The sequence below is a fragment of the Paenibacillus catalpae genome (assembly GCF_900112695.1).
GTDB classification, from domain to species: domain Bacteria; phylum Bacillota; class Bacilli; order Paenibacillales; family Paenibacillaceae; genus Pristimantibacillus; species Pristimantibacillus catalpae.
This window is the reverse complement of the sequence record NZ_FOMT01000010.1, coordinates 25840-44341: the sequence shown is the minus strand read 5'-3', so window position 1 is coordinate 44341 and position 18502 is coordinate 25840. Positions and strand designations below refer to the sequence as shown.

Genomic DNA, 18502 nt, shown 5'->3' with positions numbered 1-18502 from the left:
GCGGTTCTGGAAGTTCGAGGTATGGCGCGCCACGGCGGGATTCGAACCCGCGACGCACAGTTTAGGAAACTGTCGCTCTATCCTGCTGAGCTACGGGCGCGCAGTATGGTTTATTTTAGCATGGGAGGCTTGTAACTTGCAACGACGTGATTTCGTCTGTGTTTATGTCAGATATCTTATCAACAAATATATGAACGAGCATGAAACATCTAGACGACTCCCACAAAAGATGGTAATTTAGTACTGTTGGTCCAAATCGTGTCGAATCATGCCTGAAAATTGTGTTTCCTTGTCGACAGGTTTTTACAAACAGTCATATAAAGAAAGCGTATAATTATCATATACCTACATCAATGAAATTAAGGAGCGTGCCCCAAAGCGATTATGGACAAAACTGATCTGCTTATACAATTGCAATCGCTGCGGCTGAAGCTTCATGAAGTAGCGGAGGCACGCGGTAGCCTGACTGACCCCGATGTCCTTGCGATAAGCGAAGAAGCTGATCAATTGATTGTTGCTTTGCAATATATTCAACGTAACGAAGTTGCTTGTTCTTCCGCTCGCAGAAGCGAGTAGTTATAATTTCCGCTTGTTACGCAAGTTTCTGAAGAAATTAGTTAACAGTTCAGCGCATTCAGTCTGTAGAATGCCGCTAGTCAATTCTGTTTCGTGATTGAAGCGGGGCTCCTGAAGCAAGTTCATTAATGTGCCTGCACAGCCTGCTTTAGGATCTCCCGTTCCGTATACAACCCGTTTCACCCTGGACTGGACAATGGCGCCTGCGCACATCGGACAAGGCTCAAGTGTGACGTACAGCGTACAGTCCAAGAGCCGCCAAGCACCAAGCCGCTCACAAGCTTCACGAATAGCGACCATTTCGGCATGCGCAGTCGGATCATGGTTAATCTCCCGCAAATTATACCCCCTTCCGACAATTTCCCCGTCTTTCACTAGGATTGCGCCGATCGGTACTTCGCCTATTTGCTCGGCTTTTTTGGCTTCTTCTATGGCGAGCCGCATCCAGGCTTGATCTTCTTGTTCTCGAATCATTTTACCCTCCAAATTAACGATAAAATTCGACATTTTCGTATTTATTCATCGAACAGATATTCTGTTGTTAACATGTAGTGGATAAAATTGTGGATAACTTATGTAATGTCCACAAAACTACACACAAACTATTCTAGGGGCATGTGGATTACTTGTTGATATTGTTAATAACTTGTGGGTAACTACTGCCCGATTTAAAGGATGTGCGAAGCCAGTGTCTTTTAAAGCCAAGTTCTCCATCTACATATTTATGATTGTTCTGGCGATGTTTATCCTTATCGTTATTTTGGACCAATATGCCGCACTTCGCAATATGAATGCGGATATGGAGCGGGTGATGAAGCAGGCTTCGAGCAAGCTCTCCGAATCCTTCGAACAGCACCCGGGCTGGTCTTCAACTTCTGTGTCCTTACGGGAGGACCCGGATTTCGAACCGAATGAAATGCAGCAGCTATTAAAAAAGCTTTACCCGGATTTGGAGGAAGTAACCGTGTTTCGTCCGGATTCCGCCGCGGCGATGTCAGATGATAAAGTGCTGTTTGGCACCTATACCATCCGCGATGAAGCCCAGGATATGCACTATGCCTGGCAGGCTGCAGAGAAGGGCTTCCAGGTGCGCGAGGTGGAGCTAGGCGGCAAGGTGTATATTAAGAGCTATTACAGCGACCCCAGCCTCGCTCCGTATGTGATTGGCATGGTGTACAACAGTGAGGAATATAACCAGATTATGAGCGTAAAGCGGATGGATGCGATTACGTATGCCGGCATTATTTTGTTGTTCGTCCTCGTCAGCAGTTATTTGCTGGCCGGATTTATGTTAAGGCCGCTTAATGCTATTTTGTGGAAGGTCAATGAAGTATCGCTTGGCCGCTTTCAGACGGCGATTAAAGTCAGAGGCAAGGATGAATTCGGGCTTCTGGCACTCAAGATTAATGCCATGTCACAAAATCTAAGCATCTATATGGAAAAGCTGCGGCAGGCCTTTGAGGACAACCGGCAGATGAAAGAATATTTGCAGTCTTTTATTGATCATACAAGCGATGCCATTCATGTGGTGGATCTGCAGGGCAAGACGATTCAAGTCAACACAGCCTTCGAGCAGCTGTTTGGCTATACAGCAGAAGAAGTGTTTGGCGCGGAAATCGAGCTGGTTCCAGATACACACAGAGGGGAAATGCGCCTGATCATCCAATCCCTGCAGGAAGGCAAGGTGCTCCCGGCGCAAGAGACGATTCGGATGACCAAGAGCGGTGAAATTATTCCGGTCAGCGTCACGATATCCCCTATACGGGACACGGAAGGCGTCATTCAGGCTTACGCAAGCATAACCCGAGATATGAGAAGCCGGAACCGGATGGAAGAGCTTCTGCGCCGTTCTGAGAAGCTCACAACGGTTGGTCAATTGGCGGCAGGTGTCGCGCACGAGATCCGGAATCCGCTTACAACGCTGCGAGGTTTCCTTCAGCTTCAGCAGCATACCGGCAAGATGAATCCGGAGCATACGGAACTTATGCTGTCGGAGCTTGACCGGATTAATTTAATTGTCGGGGAATTTCTCATTTTGGCGAAGCCGCAGGCGACAAGATTCGCGACCAAGGACGTCAGGGATGTATTCCGCAGTGTCTTATCGCTGATCGATAGTGAGGGTCATCTGCATAATGTGACGTTTAAGACCTCTTTTACCGAAGCGGCGTGTCTGGTCTCTTGTGAAGAGAATCAGCTGAAGCAGGTATTTATCAATCTTCTCAAGAACGGGATCGAAGCCATGCCGTCCGGGGGAAGAATACATACCCATATCGCCTCAAAGAATGATCAGATTACGATCTCGATAACGGATGAAGGAATCGGGATTCCGGAAGATATGATACCGAAGATCGGCAACCCGTTCTTCACCGGCAAAGAAAGCGGCACCGGTCTAGGCATGATGATCAGCCAACGGATTATTCATAGTCATCATGGACTGATGGAGATCAAGAGCCAGGTGAACGTAGGAACGACCATTACAATAACACTTCCTTCTTTGAAAGAAGGGAATACGAACGGTATACTAGATGGAGGATTAGGGGAAAAGAACGCAAATGCCGGCTAAGGGGGAATATTCTGTTAATGGACCATATTGCAGGCACGGACACATACAGCTGCTTGATTGCTGGAGCTACGGGACTTGTCGGATCAGCGCTGCTGGCGCAGCTGCTGAATGATCCGTATTGCCATTCCATTACGATATTAGCCAGACGACCGCTAGGACAGGTTGAGATAGATCAGGAAGTGAGATCGAAGCTGCGCGTCATTGTCGCGGATTTCGACCGAATGTGGGAAGCGCTGGATGATGTGTCGGTGGATGTTGTGTTTTGTACCCTTGGGACAACAATCAAGACGGCAGGATCGCAGGAAGCTTTCCGCAAGGTGGACTATGATTATCCGCTTGGCCTCGCCGAGTGGGCGGGGCATACCGGGGTACGCCATTATCTGGTCATTACTGCAATGGGAGCTTCGTCATCGTCTGCGCTCTTCTATAATCGGGTAAAAGGCGAGCTTGAGGAGCAATTGGCCTTTATTCCTCTTGAATCGGTCCGGATCTTCCGGCCGTCATTGCTGCTCGGCTCACGCCAGACTTTCCGTCTTGGAGAAACGATTGGCGCAGCCGTATCGAAGGCAGTACAATGGGGGATGGTAGGCTCGCTTCGGCCATACCGTCCAATCGCAGGCGAAGCAGTCGCCAAAGCGATGCGGACAGCAGCGAGGCAAGCCATGATGGAGCAAGCAGCGGAGAGGAGCGCGGGAGGACAGCCAGCTGTCTATACGTACTCCTCCGATCGCATAGCGGAAATGGCAGCACAGACTACGGGGTGAACTTTTGTGCGTATTAATAAGTTTATAAGCGAGACGGGATATTGCTCGCGGCGTGAAGCGGATAAGCTGGTCGACAGCGGCCGCGTCACGATTAACGGGGTGAAGGCGGAGCTGGGCAGCCAAGCTGAGCTTGGCGATGATGTTCGGATCGATGGCAAACGGATCGGCGAGCAGAAGCATCATGTCTATATTGCGCTTAATAAGCCGGTTGGCATTACAAGTACAACCGAGCTTCATATCCGCGGCAACATTGTTGATTATGTTGGACATAAGGAGCGGATATTCCCGATCGGCCGGTTGGACAAGGATTCGGAAGGACTCATCCTGCTGACGAATGACGGGGATGTGGTTAATCCGATTCTCCGTTCAGAAGGCAAGCACGAGAAGGAATATATTGTAACCGTCGACCGTCCGATTACAGCTGAGTTTGTGAAGGGCATGTCGAGCGGGGTCCGTATACTTGGCAGCATGACACTGCCTTGCCAGGTAACCAGGGTAACGGAGCGTGTCTTCCGGATTATTCTGACGGAGGGCAAGAACCGGCAGATTCGCCGGATGTGTGAAGCATTTGGTTATCATGTGAGGAAGCTGCAGCGTGTCCGCATCATGAATATTCATCTCGGGCAATTGCCGACGGGCAAATGGCGGGATTTGACGGAAACGGAGAAAGCAGATCTGTTTGATACTCTGGGTTACCAGCCGTCGTAGCATAAGATCGGAACAACGTTCGAATGCGCCGGCAGCTAATTAACCCAAACCAAAAAGGGGCTGTCCCATTGTCATATAATGACAAATGGGACAGCCCCTTTTTTAGCATCACTGCTTTGGTGTAGCAGGAATTTGCTGAACATTGCTCGAATCGACATATTTACGAATAATTGATACTTCAACGCGGCGGTTTTTGCCGCGCCCTGCGGTTGTATCGTTGGATGCCACAGGCCGGTACTCGCCGTATCCGATGGCGCTGAACCGCTCAGGCTTCAGCTTGTTATTCTCGAGAAGCACATCCATGAACCGGATCGCTCTTGAAGAGCTGAGATCCCAGTTGGATTTGAACGACTGTGTCCGAATCGGCTGATTATCGGTATGGCCCGATACAACAATCTCATATCCGGTATAAGGCTCGAGCATCTTGGAGATGGCCGCCGCGAGCTCAATCGAATCCGATTTGAGGGCATCGCTGCCGGATGCAAACAACGCATTGTCGCTGATGGTAATCATCAGCTGTGATTGATTCAGCTTTGTTTCCAGATCGGAGGAAAGTCCGTTTTTCTTAATATACTGATCCAGCTGCTGCTTCAGCTTCTCCAAATCTTCCTGTTCTTTCTTTATCAGCTCTTGAAGATTGGATTCCGTATCCTCGTGCTGGTCGGTATTGGTCTTCTTCTCATCATCGATTTTTTGCTGGGACTGCTCGCCCGACTTAATAATCGCCGGATTGTCCAAAATGCCGGCTCCCGAATTAAATGCTGCGCTGAAGGCCTCGCTCATTCTCTCGAATTTTCTGGCGTCCGTGGAGCTTGCCGCATACAATACGATAAACAGGGCGAGAAGCAGCGTCAGCAGATCGGCATAGGGGATAAGCCAGGATTCGTCAATATGTTCATCGTGGTCGTCGTGCTTACGCTTTTTCACCGGCGCCAGCCTCCTTCTCCCTCATAGCCGCCCGTTCCGTTGGGGTGAGGAATACAGACAGCTTCTGGTTAATCGCAATAGTGGACACACCGGATTGGATGGATAGCAGGCCTTCAACCATCATTAAGCGAAGCTGTACTTCTTTTTTGGACAGACGTTTTAATTTGTTTGCAAGGGGATGCCACAGCACATAACCGGTAAAGATACCGAGCAGTGTCGCAATGAAGGCGCCGGCAATGGAGTGGGCAAGTGTCTCCATATCATCCATATGGCCAAGGGCGCCAATCAGGCCAACAACGGCGCCAAGTACACCCAGGGTTGGAGCGTAGGTGCCGGCTTGCGTAAAGATCAAGGCACCGGCTTTATGGCGGTCTTCTGTTGCAGAAATATCTTCAAGCAGAACATCGCGGACAAAATCCTGGTCATTGCCGTCAATTATCATGCGCATGCCGTTGCGGAGGAAGGTATCTTCAATATCTTCAACTTTGGCCTCAAGCGCGAGCAGTCCTTCACGGCGAGTAATCGAAGCCCATTCCATAAAGCTCTCGATCAGCTCTTCTCGGGGCATCAGCGGTTGTTCCTTGAATGCGATTTTGAACAGTTTACCGACCTTGGACAACTCCGACATCGGGAAGGCGATCATAACCGAAGCAATGGTCCCGAGGACGATAATCATATAAGCGGCGGGATTTAACAGATTGCTAAGCGCAGCACCCTTCAGCGTCATGCCGACCAGTACCGCTACAAGTCCTAATATAATACCGATAATAGTAGAGTTTTTCATCATGCACCCCGTCCAGTACGTTTTCGACAAGTCTTTAGTTCTTATATCGACAGGTTATCGTACGGAAATTAGACTTTCAGAAATGATTTAGGAGAGAAGGCGTTAATTTTCGTGAAAATGCGGTAAAATGAAAGTATAGAAGATAAATATGGAAAAGGTGGTTAAGGCAATGGGAGTCAGACACGCGAGAGAGTACGCAGATATATTGAAGGAACTGACCGAAGCTGTTGGCGAGGTAGAAGGCAGCTATACGTTTTTTGAAATGGAAGAGGAAGAGTGGGCGGCGCTTGGGGATGACGACCGGCATGAAGTGATGGAGGCGCTTGCTGATGATGTATTCTTCGGACTTGGCGAGCAGCCTGTAATCGAGGTTGGCAAAGGATCGATTACGTATCATCCGAAGCATCATGTCATTGAAGTGTCGCACGGGGATAACGTGACGCGTATGATTCGTTTGACATAAAGGTAACAAAGGGAGAGCGTGAGCGTGACGAACGACTGCTTATCAAATACGACGATACCGCAGACACTGCAGCTGGATGGCGAGCAGATGTCTGCCTTCTATCAGCCGATCATCGCGCTTGATACGAGAAAAGTGGTTGGCTATGAGGTGCTGGGGCGAGCCTGCAAGGGGGATGCTGTCCGCAGTCTGGGACCGTTCTTTTGCGATCCGGAGGTGCCGGTCGAGGATCATATCGCGGTCGACCGGATCTTGCGGGAGCAGGCTTTTCAGAAAATCGCGGCAACCAGGCAGCCTCCAATGCTGTTTATCAATTTGAAGCCGAACTGGATGCATCGGGGCATGCAGTCCGGGGAGCTCTATACGTTATCCCTGCTGGACAAGTATCAGATTGATCCGGGCAGAGTTGTCATAGAGATTACCGAGGAGAGCTTTAACGGCGAGATGGAGGAGCTTCGCGAGGTTATTGATCTGTACCGCTCCAAAGGCTGTCTGATTGCAATCGACGATGTAGGCAGCGGCTTTAGCGGAATGGACCGAATCGCTCTCATTCAACCTAACATTCTGAAAATCGACATTCATATGCTGAAGCGCAGCGCAAATCATGACGGATATCTCGGTACGCTTCGTTCCTTCTCTGCGCTGGCCGACCAGCTCGGGGCTTCCCTGCTTGCTGAAGGGGTGGAGACCAAGCAGGACTTGGCGAGAGCAATTCAGGCCGGGGTCCGTTATGTGCAGGGCTTTCTGTTTGCGAAGGCGGAGCGGGATTTTGATCAGCCGTACCGTTTCTCTTCTTTATTGGAAGAGGAACTGGAGACGCACCGGCAGCTGCAGCTGTATTCCGAGAATTATTGGCGGTATTTGTCGGACAGGCTGGCGGGCAAGATTGACCGGATCGGTCATCTAGAGGAGCTGGATGAAGAGGATAATGAGTGGATCGTCAGGCTTCTGCAGGAGCTGGAGAATAACTGTATCCGTGTCTATCTCTGCCGCGATAACGGAATCCAGATCTCATCGAACTACTCGAGGAGAGAGGATGGAAGCTGGCGGCGGGAGGATGAGTACTGCGGAGCGAACTGGAGCTGGCGCCCGTATTTTGTCCCCAATGTCGTTCAGCTTAATGAGACTCGCCGTTCCATAGTCTCCCGCGCCTACACCGATCTAGATTCCCGGGCGTGGATTCGAACCGTATCGGTGCTCGTGAAACCAGGTATTATTTTATTCGTTGATATGAAAGATCCCGAGCCTGATTATTATCGTATCTAGGGCAGGGATATTACGGATTGGACTGGTACACCATACAATGGAACTCTGCGGGTCCATCCGGCGTCTGTCTTACATAAGTATCGTCTATGATAAAGCCTGCCCGTTCATAAGCACGGATTGCGCGGTTATTCCAGGTCAGCACCTCCAGATCGATGCTGTTCTGCGGTGCTCTTCTGACCGCTTCACGGACTAACAGACGGGTAAAGTCTGTACCTATGCCTTTGCTGCATAATGCGGGATGAAGGCCAAGTCCAAGGCGGGTGACGCCAACAAGGGGAAAGAACTGGGCGAAGCCAATCAGCTCTTGAACGCGATTCACCACAGCCGCATATTGCGTGCACCGCAGGACGGGATCGCCAAATTCGATCTCGTCCTTTTGCATCGTATCCCAGGACGGCCAGCGGTACAGATCATAAGGCGGATCATATTGCCATTCGCAGATTTGCCGGGCTTGTTCAATTTCCAAAGGCTGGATAGTCATGTCCGCCAAGGATGGTTTATAATGAAGCTCATCGGTAAAATTAGTCATGGATATACCCTCATTTAAGAATCTATGCGTTTCTTTCCATTATAACATTTCAGTGACCGACTTCATGAGGATTTGGCGAAGGACAACGAAGGAGAACTATTTACGATGCGGAAATTAATAGCGCTTGGCTGTTTGTCTTATCTCGTAATTGGATTGGCTCATGTTGTGGGCGGATCAGTAATGGAGCAGATGCTCGATAAGTACGACTTGTCGTATGATGACGGCGGGCAATGGATGATGAATCAGTTCCTCGGTTTTTTGGTTGGTGTCCTCCTATCCCCGTATATTACGTCGAAGATAGGCAAAAGAGGGGGAGTGCTCCTCTCGCTGGGGCTTCTGACACTTGGTGAAGCAGCCTATAGCCTGACTCCCGATTCCTGGGGGCTGATGCTGTTTATTGCTTTGTTCGCCGGCTTTGGCTTTGGGATGACGGAATCGGTCATCGGGGCCATGGTCATCGAATTGGCAGAGAACAACGGGAAAGCTAATGCGATGACTCAGCTCGAGACGTTCTTTGGCATCGGAGCCTTCTTGATGCCGACGATGGCAAGTATACTGATCAAATATGATATTTGGCAGCTATCCTTCCCTATACTGTCCGCGCTTGCCGGCATAACCTTTATCTTATGGATGACATTATCGTTTGGACCGATAGATGACAAGATTGGTTATCATGCCAGAGGGAGGAAGGAACTTGTGGAGCGGGAAGCTGGCGGCACGCATGCCAAAGGCTGGTTCGGCTATCAGCGAGCGGCCATTCCGTTCCTGCTGCTCTCCGCTTTATTCTTTGTCATTTATGTTGGGGTAGAGATGAGCTTCTCCAACTATCTGCCGTCTATTATGATTGAACGTTCTGGCATGACAGAGGCGAGTGCGCCTTCTACGCTAAGTCTGTTCTGGGGCACGATGATCCTTGGAAGACTATTCGCCGGGCGTCTGGCAGATCGTGTCGGCTACTTCCGATACCTGTTTGTCGCCATTGCCGGAGCATGTATCATCATTCTTGCGATGGGAGCGATTGGCCAGTTAAGCGGAATGTTAGTCCTAGTCGGATTAAGCGGCCTGTTCTTCTCCGGCGTATTTGGTATCGCGCTCGTATTTGCGAATGGCCTTATTCCGGGCATGACGGAGCGGACGACCAGTCTGCTTGTCGCATGCGGCGGTATAGGCGGAGCGATCTTCCCCAAATTAACGGGATGGATGATGGACAGCTATGGTGCAGACCGTACGGTCTGGATTCTCGGAGCGTTTATTGTCGCGATGTTTGTCGTCTTGCTTGCCATGTTGGCCTTGGGCCGGCGCCGGGAGGCCGCTGCTTCCTAAATAAGATAAGAAATGCAACAAACAATAAAGCCGCATGCGGTTTGTCCGTTTGGACAAGCAGCGTGCGGCTTTATTGCAGGAATCTTGCCAGCCGCCTCAGGGGAAGCGACTGCTTGATTCTATTGTTCGTCGGCATATTTTTCAAAAGTACTAGGGTCCATGACACGTCGAGCAGTCACATACCGATTTACATAATAAGAGTCGCTAAGATTGCTGATTGTTACGCCTTTGGAAGACGATGCATGAGCAAACTTGCCATCTCCTACATAAATGCCGACATGAGATACACCACGACCATTCGTGTTAAAGAACACGAGATCTCCGGCGATCAGATCGCTTTTTGCGATCTTCTTACCTGTTTGCGATTGCGAAGCGGATGTACGAGGAAGATCGATGCCCATTTTGTCGAATACATAAGACGTAAATCCGGAGCAGTCGAATCCTTTCGATGATGTTCCACCTGCAACGTACGGCGTGCCAACTAAGTCGCTGACAATACCGTCCATTTTGGAGTCTGCGAAAACGCTTCCAGCCTGAAAAGCCAGCATTAACGCAAGCCCAAGAATAAGTGCGGTAACCTTTTTCAAAGCGGTAAAGCTCCTTCCAATGCCGACGAGGTTAGCTGTGGGGTTCGGTTGAAGGATCCCTATGACTTCTCGGGCGCCGATAGAATCATTCGGACGTCGAAGTCAATTCACCCAGAGGTGGTTCCCCCGTTTCCAGTACACGGAATTTGGCAGTGTTATTTATGTACTTTGGTAACTATTCGGTAATTTTCGCTTATCTCCTCCCCAAAGTGGCAAATTCTAATAATTCTCATGCAACCTTTTGACTAATCAAAGCGGAAAAGCTTGTATCCTGCGGTTCATAGTCTTGGAGTAGGGCACGCAGACTAGCAGATAAGCACTATTTCGATTTACTAACTCTTTACTATGTGATTTTTCTAGCTAATATGTTGATTTATTTGAAGAATGGCAGACAGGCTTCCCCGAAAAAACACGAAAAACCCGCGCTGCGACTAGGTCGCAAGGCGGGCTGCCTCTATAATTATGAGAAAATTTTAAACTTCCTTCGATCTCAATATGTCGTATTGGGAGGCTAGAGTCCACACCTTCAACAGGGTGCGGACAAGATGATAGCCTTGGTGGACAATGAGGGCAATGAAGCCGGCCCATACTAGGGATAAACTGCTTACAAACAATCCGATTCCCGATCCGATGGCCCACATGAGAAGGGATAATCCGGCGAAAGGGAGCAGATTCTTCACGGCAGTACCAAGCGATTGGAAGATACCGCCGCTCTTTCCGCTGGTTGCTCCAAGCTGCATGGCCAGAAACAGCAGATGGAGCAGGATGCCCCACAGGAGCCAGCCACCAGCAGCGGGCAGTGTCTGCTGCAGCAGCGCGCTGATTGAACGGCTGTGCATGAGAGCATCCAATCCACGCGGAGCGAGCCACCATGCCGGTGCGAGAGTTAGAATCGTCTCAATCCAGTAGAGTAGAGTAACCGGCTTCCATGCTTTGCGGATACCTTGCAGGAACTGGGTTCCTCCCGCGTCGGACGCATGCTGCAGGGAGTACAGCAGTCCTGCGTTAAACAATGGAGAGAGAAGCATTCTTGCGGCGAATAATCCGCCAAGCAGCCATAAGTATGGGGTCAGCAGATCGGTCTTCATGATCTGGAACTGCGCTTCACTCATAAATAATTGGACGGCCGCCTTGGAAGGGGATTGATCCGGGAAGCGCCGCAGAATCGGCGCTACGACCGAATCGATAAACCGATAAAGGAAGAACCCCCACAGCAGCTGGTACAGGAAGAGCAGGATAACGATATAAAAGTGCTTGATCGCGAGCCGCCAGCCTTGCATCATATGATTTTTCATTGCAAACCCCCTTAAAAGAATTGCGAAGCAATTCTTAGCTACCACATAAGAATTTATAAGTTTCGAGCAAGCCGGAAGAACAAATTCTTATTGGCGATAAAACCTACCTCTAAACGCGGTCGCTCTTCTTCGATTGGCTTCGATAGAGGTTTTCTCACCAGCCCAATAATCCGAGCAGACCTTGAATGACGTTAGATGTACCAAGACTCCAACGTGTGCGCGTGACTTCCGACAAGTCCGCCTTCATATAGTCGTTAATATGTTTATTGTCGAGCACGTTCGTATGCTGCGGATCGATAACTGCCCATTCGAGCGGAGAGCTATGGACAACTTTATATTGAATATGCGCTTCTGTCGGATCCCATGTTTTTGGAACAACCGTGCCATCCTTGAACTTCAACACAACCGGAATTGGCCCGTTATAGCCGCCTTTGCGCTGAATGAGGACAACTGACTCATACATCTGCGTCCCGTCCTGCTCGACCGGACGAACATTGATGGACTCCACGGACACGTCGGCCATCTGATTGTCATAAACATACTGGTCGAAGTAATTGGTCCACTTCTGCTTGGTGACTTGCTCTACAACCCGCTGGAAGTCGGAGCTTGTCGGATGCTTAAACTTGTATTTCTGGAAATAGGTGCGCATAATCCTCTGCATCATTTTCTCGCCGACCTGCCTCTCAATGCCGATCAATACGAGCTTCGCCCGCATGTATACGTTCTCGGCATAGACGTTGTTGCTCGGGTAAGCCCAGGAAGGCTGCTTCAGCGGGGCGGGGGCGGTCATGTAGCTGGCTTCCAGCGGAAGATTCGCCTCTATGCCATATTCGCTCGCCATTACTTTATCCTCTGCATAAGAAGTGAAGCCTTCATCAAGCCAGGCTTCCTCGAATTCATTCGAGGCGACCATGCCATACCAGTATTGATGTCCGACTTCATGAATGACGGTCCGCTCGAGGCTGTAGCCAGGACTGCTCGTCTCTGCGGCGAAGGCGGTGACGAGTGTCGGATATTCCATCCCCCCGGAGCCGTTAGCTCCCTTAGGAGGAACAACAACCGATAAGGTGGAGTACGGATATTCGCCATACCATTGCCCGTACTTGGACAACGCGGATTTGGCCGCGTGCATGTAACGGTCCTTCAGCTCCTCATGAGCAGGATCGAGATAAAGCTTGATACGCACGCCCGGAATGCCCGGTCCCGATAACGTATCCTCATAGTAGATAAAATCCGGCGAAGCCGCCCAGGCGAAGTCGTGCACATCATCCGCGTAGAACTGATAGATCGCCCGGTTATCCTTTTTCTCCGCTGTCTTGGTCTGGAAGCCGGTTGCTGCCACGATGTAGGATTCCGGCACCTGGATACGGACGGAATAGATGCCGAAGTCGCTGTAAAACTCGGAGTTGCCATGATACTGATGCGTGTTCCAGCCCTCAGTCGTGCGGCCTCTTGTTCCTGCTGTCTCATAGACGGCCAGTTTAGGGAACCATTGACCCGCCATGACGTAATTGCCGGAGTAGCCCATGCGGGCGAATACTTCCGGAAGCTTCACTTCAAAGCCCATCTGGAGCGTAACCGTCTTGCCAGGCGCTACCGGTGCGGGAAGCTTAAGCTTGGCTAGTGTAAAATCATTCGGGTTGTTGTCATCGGGTTGTACATAATGCAGCCGCGGAAGCAGGCTTTCGCCTTCCGTTGTTTCCAGCGTCAGCAGCTTCATGTAGCCCTGGCTTGCCTCAGTTGCCTTATCCGAGCGCAGCTTGCCCCCAGACTCTTGCATAAACGTGGTTTTGTCCGACATGAAGGCATTCGGGTAGAGATGGAAGTACAGCTCGGACACCGTCTTCTTGCCCGGATTGGTCCAGGTGATGGTCTGCTGGCCGTCGAGATACCGGATATCATCGCGCAAGGAGACGTTAATGTGGTACTCAGCAATTCGTTTGCTAAGTGCCTGCGGCTTAGGCGCTACCTGGTCAGGCTGGGACGAGGCAGGCGGCTTGGCCGATTTTGGGGCAGAATCGGTCGCTGCTTTGGCGGCGGGGGCGAATGCATAGGTATATTGAGATTGCCAAGCGCGGCCGAAGCCCTGCTGGATGGAGATGCCGAGCAGGACGGCGGTAAGCGTAAACAGCAAGAAACGTTTGACGTAGCGTGGAGACATGATACAATTCCCTCCCGTTGACAAGCATCTAAAGCATGTATATGTTTGCTTTTCGCGGATTATTAGCTAAAATGGAATTATTGTACGGGGAAGGTGGAAGAGCTATGACGGATCAGCAAGGACAGCCGGCAGAGCCGGAAAAAAAGGAAAAAAAATCGCTCGCGCTTAACGTAGTGAGCAACAAACAACATAAAGGCTTTGGAGCCGGAACGATAGATTTAAGCGCCGTATCTTGCGTTATTATTGATGGAGGCGTAGCCTATATCGATGACGGTGCCATGCACGCGAAGAGTAAGGTGGAGCGGGGCATCAAGTTCACTCCGAACAAAGAAGACTGCCCGAACGGCCGGAAGTGCTGGATCGTATGGACAGCTGTTGAGCGTAATGAAGCAGGCGCTACCTATTATGCAGGGGCAACGGCTTGCGAGATGTGGGTCGATACGGAAGCACGCCGCGGCTGGAAGATCCTCGCTGATCACGTGAACAAGCTGGATGCGGCGATTAAACGCAAGTATAAGCTGGAGGAGCTGGATGCCGGCGAGAAGGCCGCTTACCGCAAGCTTCTGATCGAGCATAATGAAGAGTGGTGGAACAACTCGCCGGAAGCTCTCAAGGAAGCATTGGTATAGAGTTGCGTCATTTATGTAGACAAATGAACCGGGGATCGTAAGGCAGGATGCCATACGATCCCCGGTTTTTTATTGATATTCGAAAAAATTTTAGAAGAGTGCAGGGTATGACAGCGGGGCTGTCGTCTATTATAGCGGGAAGGGAGGAGAGCGAGATACAAGACGAACAATGGATCACGGCCATCAAAAACGGCGGTCCTGCGGCGTTTCAGACTTTTGTAGACGAATACGGGCCCTATATCTATCGAACAGTGTATGCTGTCATCCGTTCGCCGCATGATGCGGAAGACGTGACGCAGGAAGCACTGCTGCAAATCTATCGCTCCCTCCCGGAGTTCCGAATGGACGGCTTCAAGACGTGGATTACCCGCATTGCCGTCAATAAGGCGATTGATTGGAAGAGAAGCCGGATGCGTAAGCCTGAAGAGCTGATTGACAGTCTGGCTCAGCTTGAGGCAGAAGGAATAATGAAAGGAAACGGCATGCCCGTTGAGGCAGCCGTTATGCATCGTGAAGAGCAGCGCCGCGTGCGGAAGCAAGTGGAGCAGCTGCCGGACAATTACCGTGAAGTCGTAACGGCTTATTATATGGATAACAAATCGTACGAGGAGATCGCTGAACAGACCGGCCTCGAGAAGAAAAGCGTAGAGTCAAGGCTTTACCGGGCGCGTAACTGGATCAAGCGGCACTGGCGGAAGGAGGACTTCGATTGAACAAGGATCTGATAGGTGGACATATCATAGCGTCGGACCTGACAGCTTATGTCCGCGATGAGCTGGCCGAGCGGAAGCGGGATAGGATTGAGTTGCATTTGGCGGATTGTGAACCGTGCATGATGCTGTTTATGTCAGTGATGGAAGCATCTGAAGCCGGGGAATTGACCTCTTCAGCGGATACAGGGGCAGAGGTGGTTATCCCGGATATGAAAAAGCTGGGGGGGCGGGTCATCGATGTCCTGCTTGCCGAATCGGCAAGGAGCAAGCCGATTATGCGCGCGGAGCCTGCACGCCGCCAGTCGTTCCTGCAGCGCCCTGCCGTTCACTTTACTGCCGCTGCGGCTATTACGCTGCTCCTCCTTGGAACAGGAACGTTCAGCGGCATCTCAGCCAAGCTGGGAGAGCTGGACTCCCATTCTGTACCCGCGGAACAAACGATTGAGAAGGGGACAGAGCAGACCCAAGGGCCGACCTGGTCGGATCGGATGGTCACCCGAACTTCTTCCTGGTTCGATAAGCTGGAGAAGGATCGTTTCAAATAAGTAAGCTAGGAACTATTTATGAAGGAGAGGAAAGACGAAATGTCAAAAAATCCGGTAGTCGCTTTATTGCTGTCGTTTATTCCGGGCGTCGGGCATGCTTACATGGGACGGCCATTCCGCAGCTTGTTGTACGGAGGAGCGTTCTTTGGCTCATTGTTGCTTTTGTTCTTGTCCATACAAGCAGGAGGGGGAGGAGAAGAAATGGCTTTCTTCTTCTTCTTCACAGCGGCTCTCAGCTGGCTCATTAATATGATTGATATGGTTGTCACTTTGCTGTCGCCAAAGCCTCAAGTCGGGCCCTATTCCGAGCGGGGAGATATCCCGTTTGATCCCGGTTATATTGCCATCGAGCAGCAGCGGGAGAAAACAAGCACCGTGATGCTGTCCCTTATTCCGGGGCTTGGCCATATGTCGCTTGGACTTATGCAGCGCGGCATTACATTCCTGGTCGCTTTCCTTGGACTGTTCGCGATTGTGGTCTTTATCAGCGTGGTAACGAATACGGCTGCTTTCCTGATCTTCTTGCTCGGCTTGCCGGTAATCTGGATCTACAGCATCTTTGATGCGATCCAGCAGCTTCACCGGAAGCAGCGCGGGGAAGAGCTGAACGACCGGCCGCTGTTCGAGGAGATTGAGAACCAAATGGGCACCGGCCGGAAAAATAAAGTGCTCGCCGCGATCCTTTCATTGTTCCCTGGAGCGGGGCATCTGTATCTCGGCCTGCAGAAGCGGGGGCTTCAACTGATGGGCGGTTTCTTAATCGCCATCTACTTGATGGATTCGCTGCGGCTCTCGATCTTCCTGTTCCTGATGCCGCTGCTGTGGTTCTACGCTTTCTTTGACTCGATGCAGCAAATGTCGCGTTATGAACGCGGCGAGCTGAATGATCAAGCGGTTGTTGCCCAGCTTGCCCCTTATCAGAAGTGGATCGGTATCGGCCTCTTGCTGCTAGGCATTTACTATTTGGGCGACCGGGTTATGGGCGGGTATATTTCGCAGACCTGGCCGGGCATCTATTCGGAATATGTGAAGCTGAAATATAATCTGCCAACGGCGGTAGTTGCTTTTCTGTTGATTGCTCTAGGCTTCAGGCTGGTGTTCGGCAACGGCAAGAAACCGTATCCTTCTCCAGAGCCGCTTCCGCCGCATCCGGCAGACAGGTTGAGAGAGAGCGAGGGCGAGCAATGAGAGAATGGCGGGTAGGTTCGTTATCGATGGGAATAACGCTGCTCCTGATCGGTATCTCTATTGCGGTATCGATCTGGATCGGTACCGATGCGCTTAACATGCTGCTGTGGGTGGCTCCTATCGTCTTCATCCTGCTGGGTGCGGAGCTGCTGATCCACTTGAAGCTGTCCGGGAAAGAAAAGCCGGTTATGCGCTATGATTGGATGAGTATGTTCTACGTGGCGGTTATTGGCGCAGGCAGCCTGCTCATGGCGTCGTTTGCTTCGACGGGACTGCTCGGGGAGATTCGGGATCAGCTGCAAATGACGGAACGGACGGCAATCGTACAATCCGAGCCCGTTGCGGTGCCGGATGGCATCAAGAAGATTGTTGTGCAGTCGCTTCGCCCTGTCCAGCTGGATCAAGGGGAGAACCGCGCGGTTCAGCTGCTCGGGCAGGTGCAATACTGGTCACCAAAGCCGCTCAAGCAGCCGGAGCAAATGGTGGCGACAAGTACGGTGGGCAGTACGATGTATGTACTCATCAATGGCTTCGAGCATAAGGATGGAGTTATCGGGTCGGAGAGCATCAATCAGGAGCTGACGCTAGTCCTGCCGCAGAAGATTGAGATCGAGAAGCGGGGCTTTTAATCCGTGAGTAATGACGATCGGAATCATTTATCATTTTCATGATGACTCATATGAAAAAAGGGCTGTCCCATTGTCATCAGACATTCGGGGACAGCCCTTATTTTATTATTATTTTACTTTCTCAGGCTCGGCAAAGGTCATGCCTTTGGTATCTACCGTTGCTTTCTTGATGGCCATCGGTTTCACAGGAGTGGAGCCTTCTCCCGTTTGCTCGGTCTCCTGATTGACGATCTCATCCACCGTATCCATGCCTTCAATCACTTTGCCAAATGCTGCGTAATCGCCATCAAGCGATGGGGCATCAGCAACCATTACGAAGAATTGGGAGCCGGCAGAATCCGGATCGCCGGAGCGCGCCATCGAGATAACGCCGCGTGTGTGCAGCAGATCGTTCTGGAAGCCGTTACTCATGAACTCGCCCTTGATGCCGTAACCAGGGCCGCCCATGCCTGAACCTTCGGGGTCACCGCCTTGAATCATAAAGCCGGGAATGACGCGGTGGAAGATCGTGCCGTCATAGAAGCCCTTCTGAACAAGCGACACAAAGTTGTTGACGGTATTTGGAGCAATCTCCGGGTACAGCTCAACCTTGAACGACTTGCCCGTATCCATTTCGATCGTAACGACCGGATGCTTCTCCGGGCCAAGCAGCTTGTCCGGCTGAGGCGCATCGGTCGCTTCCGGAGTTGCTGTTGCATTAGCGCTTCCGGAGCCGCTGGTGCCGTTATTATTTGTGCTGTTTTTGCTGCCGCCGCCGCAGCCGGCGATAACTAGAAGTACCGCTGCTGTAAGCAGGATAAGAAGCGGCAGGCGTGTATTGCGTTTGAACATCGTAAGAATGCCTCCTCATGAGGG

At 51.0% G+C, this 18502-nt stretch carries 20 protein-coding genes, 1 tRNA gene and 1 riboswitch; of the genes, 12 read left to right on the top strand and 9 right to left on the bottom strand.

Annotated features, from left to right (window positions below):
- Positions 1-22: 22 nt before the first annotated feature.
- Positions 23-100, bottom strand: a tRNA-Arg gene (locus tag BM200_RS29100).
- A 284-nt stretch (positions 101-384) separates the two neighbouring features.
- Here BM200_RS29100 and BM200_RS29095 point away from each other — a divergent pair.
- Entirely contained in the window at positions 385-576 is a 192-nt protein-coding gene (locus BM200_RS29095) for an aspartyl-phosphate phosphatase Spo0E family protein (RefSeq protein WP_091190862.1), read from the top strand.
- Here the strand turns inward: BM200_RS29095 and tadA are convergent, their stop codons facing one another.
- Positions 577-1050, bottom strand: a complete 474-nt coding sequence (gene tadA, locus BM200_RS29090) for a tRNA adenosine(34) deaminase TadA (protein WP_217649593.1) — start codon at positions 1048-1050, stop codon at positions 577-579.
- A gap of 214 nt (positions 1051-1264) precedes the next feature.
- Between tadA and BM200_RS29085 the strand changes: the two genes are divergently transcribed.
- The 3 genes from BM200_RS29085 to rluF are packed head-to-tail and all read left to right on the top strand — an operon-like array spanning position 1265 to position 4611.
- A complete protein-coding gene (locus BM200_RS29085; RefSeq protein WP_091190858.1) occupies positions 1265-3139 on the top strand; it encodes an ATP-binding protein in 1875 nt (624 codons plus the stop codon).
- Between the two features lie 17 nt (positions 3140-3156).
- On the top strand, positions 3157-3903 hold the full coding sequence (locus BM200_RS29080; protein WP_091190857.1) for an NAD(P)H-binding protein: 747 nt from the start codon (positions 3157-3159) through the stop codon (positions 3901-3903).
- A 6-nt stretch (positions 3904-3909) separates the two neighbouring features.
- A complete protein-coding gene (rluF, locus tag BM200_RS29075) occupies positions 3910-4611 on the top strand; it encodes a 23S rRNA pseudouridine(2604) synthase RluF (RefSeq protein WP_091190854.1) in 702 nt (233 codons plus the stop codon).
- Between the two features lie 108 nt (positions 4612-4719).
- Here rluF and motB read toward each other — a convergent pair whose 3' ends face one another.
- A complete protein-coding gene (gene motB / locus BM200_RS29070; RefSeq protein ID WP_091190853.1) occupies positions 4720-5538 on the bottom strand; it encodes a flagellar motor protein MotB in 819 nt (272 codons plus the stop codon).
- Positions 5525-6322: a flagellar motor stator protein MotA gene (motA, locus tag BM200_RS29065; protein ID WP_091190851.1), complete on the bottom strand. Its 798-nt coding sequence runs from the start codon at positions 6320-6322 to the stop codon at positions 5525-5527. The genes motB and motA overlap by 14 nt, the downstream gene beginning before the upstream one ends.
- A 169-nt stretch (positions 6323-6491) precedes the next feature.
- Here motA and BM200_RS29060 point away from each other — a divergent pair, with 169 nt between their 5' ends.
- Positions 6492-6785 carry a hypothetical protein gene (locus tag BM200_RS29060; protein ID WP_091190849.1) on the top strand — a complete coding sequence of 98 codons (294 nt, stop codon included), beginning with the start codon at positions 6492-6494 and terminating at the stop codon, positions 6783-6785.
- Positions 6786-6809: 24 nt separating this feature from the next.
- A complete protein-coding gene (locus BM200_RS29055; protein ID WP_091190847.1) occupies positions 6810-8048 on the top strand; it encodes an EAL domain-containing protein in 1239 nt (412 codons plus the stop codon).
- A gap of 10 nt (positions 8049-8058) precedes the next feature.
- On the opposite strand, the gene BM200_RS29050 is transcribed toward BM200_RS29055, so the two are convergent.
- Positions 8059-8577: a GNAT family N-acetyltransferase gene (locus tag BM200_RS29050; RefSeq protein ID WP_091190845.1), complete on the bottom strand. Its 519-nt coding sequence runs from the start codon at positions 8575-8577 to the stop codon at positions 8059-8061.
- 105 nt (positions 8578-8682) lie between these two features.
- Between BM200_RS29050 and BM200_RS29045 the strand changes: the two genes are divergently transcribed.
- A complete protein-coding gene (locus tag BM200_RS29045) occupies positions 8683-9900 on the top strand; it encodes an MFS transporter (protein WP_091190842.1) in 1218 nt (405 codons plus the stop codon).
- Positions 9901-10019: 119 nt separating this feature from the next.
- Here the strand turns inward: BM200_RS29045 and BM200_RS29040 are convergent, their stop codons facing one another.
- The 3 genes from BM200_RS29040 to BM200_RS29030 all read right to left on the bottom strand — a co-directional run bounded on the left by BM200_RS29040 (position 10020) and on the right by BM200_RS29030 (position 13943).
- Positions 10020-10487 (bottom strand): C40 family peptidase, encoded by a 468-nt coding sequence (locus tag BM200_RS29040; RefSeq protein ID WP_245773194.1) that lies wholly within the window; start codon positions 10485-10487, stop codon positions 10020-10022.
- Positions 10488-10492: 5 nt separating this feature from the next.
- Positions 10493-10649, bottom strand: a riboswitch (cyclic di-AMP (ydaO/yuaA leader).
- 311 nt (positions 10650-10960) lie between these two features.
- The gene (locus BM200_RS29035; RefSeq protein ID WP_091190840.1) at positions 10961-11782 is read right to left on the bottom strand and encodes a hypothetical protein; all 822 of its coding nucleotides are present in this window, start codon (positions 11780-11782) and stop codon (positions 10961-10963) included.
- A 154-nt stretch (positions 11783-11936) separates the two neighbouring features.
- Positions 11937-13943, bottom strand: a complete 2007-nt coding sequence (locus BM200_RS29030; RefSeq protein WP_091190838.1) for a M1 family metallopeptidase — start codon at positions 13941-13943, stop codon at positions 11937-11939.
- 104 nt (positions 13944-14047) lie between these two features.
- Between BM200_RS29030 and BM200_RS29025 the strand changes: the two genes are divergently transcribed.
- The 5 genes from BM200_RS29025 (at position 14048) to BM200_RS29005 (ending at position 17647) form a co-directional block, all read left to right on the top strand.
- The gene (locus tag BM200_RS29025) at positions 14048-14572 is read left to right on the top strand and encodes a YwhD family protein (RefSeq protein ID WP_091190836.1); all 525 of its coding nucleotides are present in this window, start codon (positions 14048-14050) and stop codon (positions 14570-14572) included.
- 107 nt (positions 14573-14679) lie between these two features.
- The gene (locus tag BM200_RS29020) at positions 14680-15285 is read left to right on the top strand and encodes an RNA polymerase sigma factor (protein WP_245773193.1); all 606 of its coding nucleotides are present in this window, start codon (positions 14680-14682) and stop codon (positions 15283-15285) included.
- Complete coding sequence (locus BM200_RS29015; RefSeq protein ID WP_175533074.1) at positions 15282-15830, top strand: zf-HC2 domain-containing protein; 549 nt, start codon at positions 15282-15284, stop codon at positions 15828-15830. The genes BM200_RS29020 and BM200_RS29015 overlap by 4 nt, the downstream gene beginning before the upstream one ends.
- 39 nt (positions 15831-15869) lie before the next feature.
- Complete coding sequence (locus BM200_RS29010) at positions 15870-17018, top strand: hypothetical protein (RefSeq protein ID WP_091190831.1); 1149 nt, start codon at positions 15870-15872, stop codon at positions 17016-17018.
- On the top strand, positions 17015-17647 hold the full coding sequence (locus BM200_RS29005; RefSeq protein WP_091190829.1) for a hypothetical protein: 633 nt from the start codon (positions 17015-17017) through the stop codon (positions 17645-17647). Before BM200_RS29010 ends, BM200_RS29005 begins: the two co-directional genes overlap by 4 nt.
- A 108-nt stretch (positions 17648-17755) precedes the next feature.
- Here the strand turns inward: BM200_RS29005 and BM200_RS29000 are convergent, their stop codons facing one another.
- Positions 17756-18478 carry a peptidylprolyl isomerase gene (locus BM200_RS29000; protein ID WP_091190827.1) on the bottom strand — a complete coding sequence of 241 codons (723 nt, stop codon included), beginning with the start codon at positions 18476-18478 and terminating at the stop codon, positions 17756-17758.
- Positions 18479-18502 lie beyond the last annotated feature (24 nt).

Bases quoted from the DNA above. Each gene is read 5' to 3' on its own strand.
- BM200_RS29080 (WP_091190857.1), top strand. From the start codon at position 3,157: ATGGACCATATTGCAGGCACGGACACATACAGCTGCTTGATTGCTGGA.
- BM200_RS29050 (WP_091190845.1), bottom strand. From the start codon at position 8,577: ATGACTAATTTTACCGATGAGCTTCATTATAAACCATCCTTGGCGGAC.
- BM200_RS29020 (WP_245773193.1), top strand. From the start codon at position 14,680: ATGACAGCGGGGCTGTCGTCTATTATAGCGGGAAGGGAGGAGAGCGAG.
- BM200_RS29005 (WP_091190829.1), top strand. From the start codon at position 17,015: ATGAGAGAATGGCGGGTAGGTTCGTTATCGATGGGAATAACGCTGCTC.
- BM200_RS29060 (WP_091190849.1), top strand. From the start codon at position 6,492: ATGGGAGTCAGACACGCGAGAGAGTACGCAGATATATTGAAGGAACTG.
- BM200_RS29035 (WP_091190840.1), bottom strand. From the start codon at position 11,782: ATGAAAAATCATATGATGCAAGGCTGGCGGCTCGCGATCAAGCACTTT.
- BM200_RS29030 (WP_091190838.1), bottom strand. From the start codon at position 13,943: ATGTCTCCACGCTACGTCAAACGTTTCTTGCTGTTTACGCTTACCGCC.
- tadA (WP_217649593.1), bottom strand. From the start codon at position 1,050: ATGATTCGAGAACAAGAAGATCAAGCCTGGATGCGGCTCGCCATAGAA.
- BM200_RS29000 (WP_091190827.1), bottom strand. From the start codon at position 18,478: ATGTTCAAACGCAATACACGCCTGCCGCTTCTTATCCTGCTTACAGCA.
- BM200_RS29045 (WP_091190842.1), top strand. From the start codon at position 8,683: ATGCGGAAATTAATAGCGCTTGGCTGTTTGTCTTATCTCGTAATTGGA.
- BM200_RS29025 (WP_091190836.1), top strand. From the start codon at position 14,048: ATGACGGATCAGCAAGGACAGCCGGCAGAGCCGGAAAAAAAGGAAAAA.
- BM200_RS29010 (WP_091190831.1), top strand. From the start codon at position 15,870: ATGTCAAAAAATCCGGTAGTCGCTTTATTGCTGTCGTTTATTCCGGGC.
- motA (WP_091190851.1), bottom strand. From the start codon at position 6,322: ATGAAAAACTCTACTATTATCGGTATTATATTAGGACTTGTAGCGGTA.
- BM200_RS29095 (WP_091190862.1), top strand. From the start codon at position 385: ATGGACAAAACTGATCTGCTTATACAATTGCAATCGCTGCGGCTGAAG.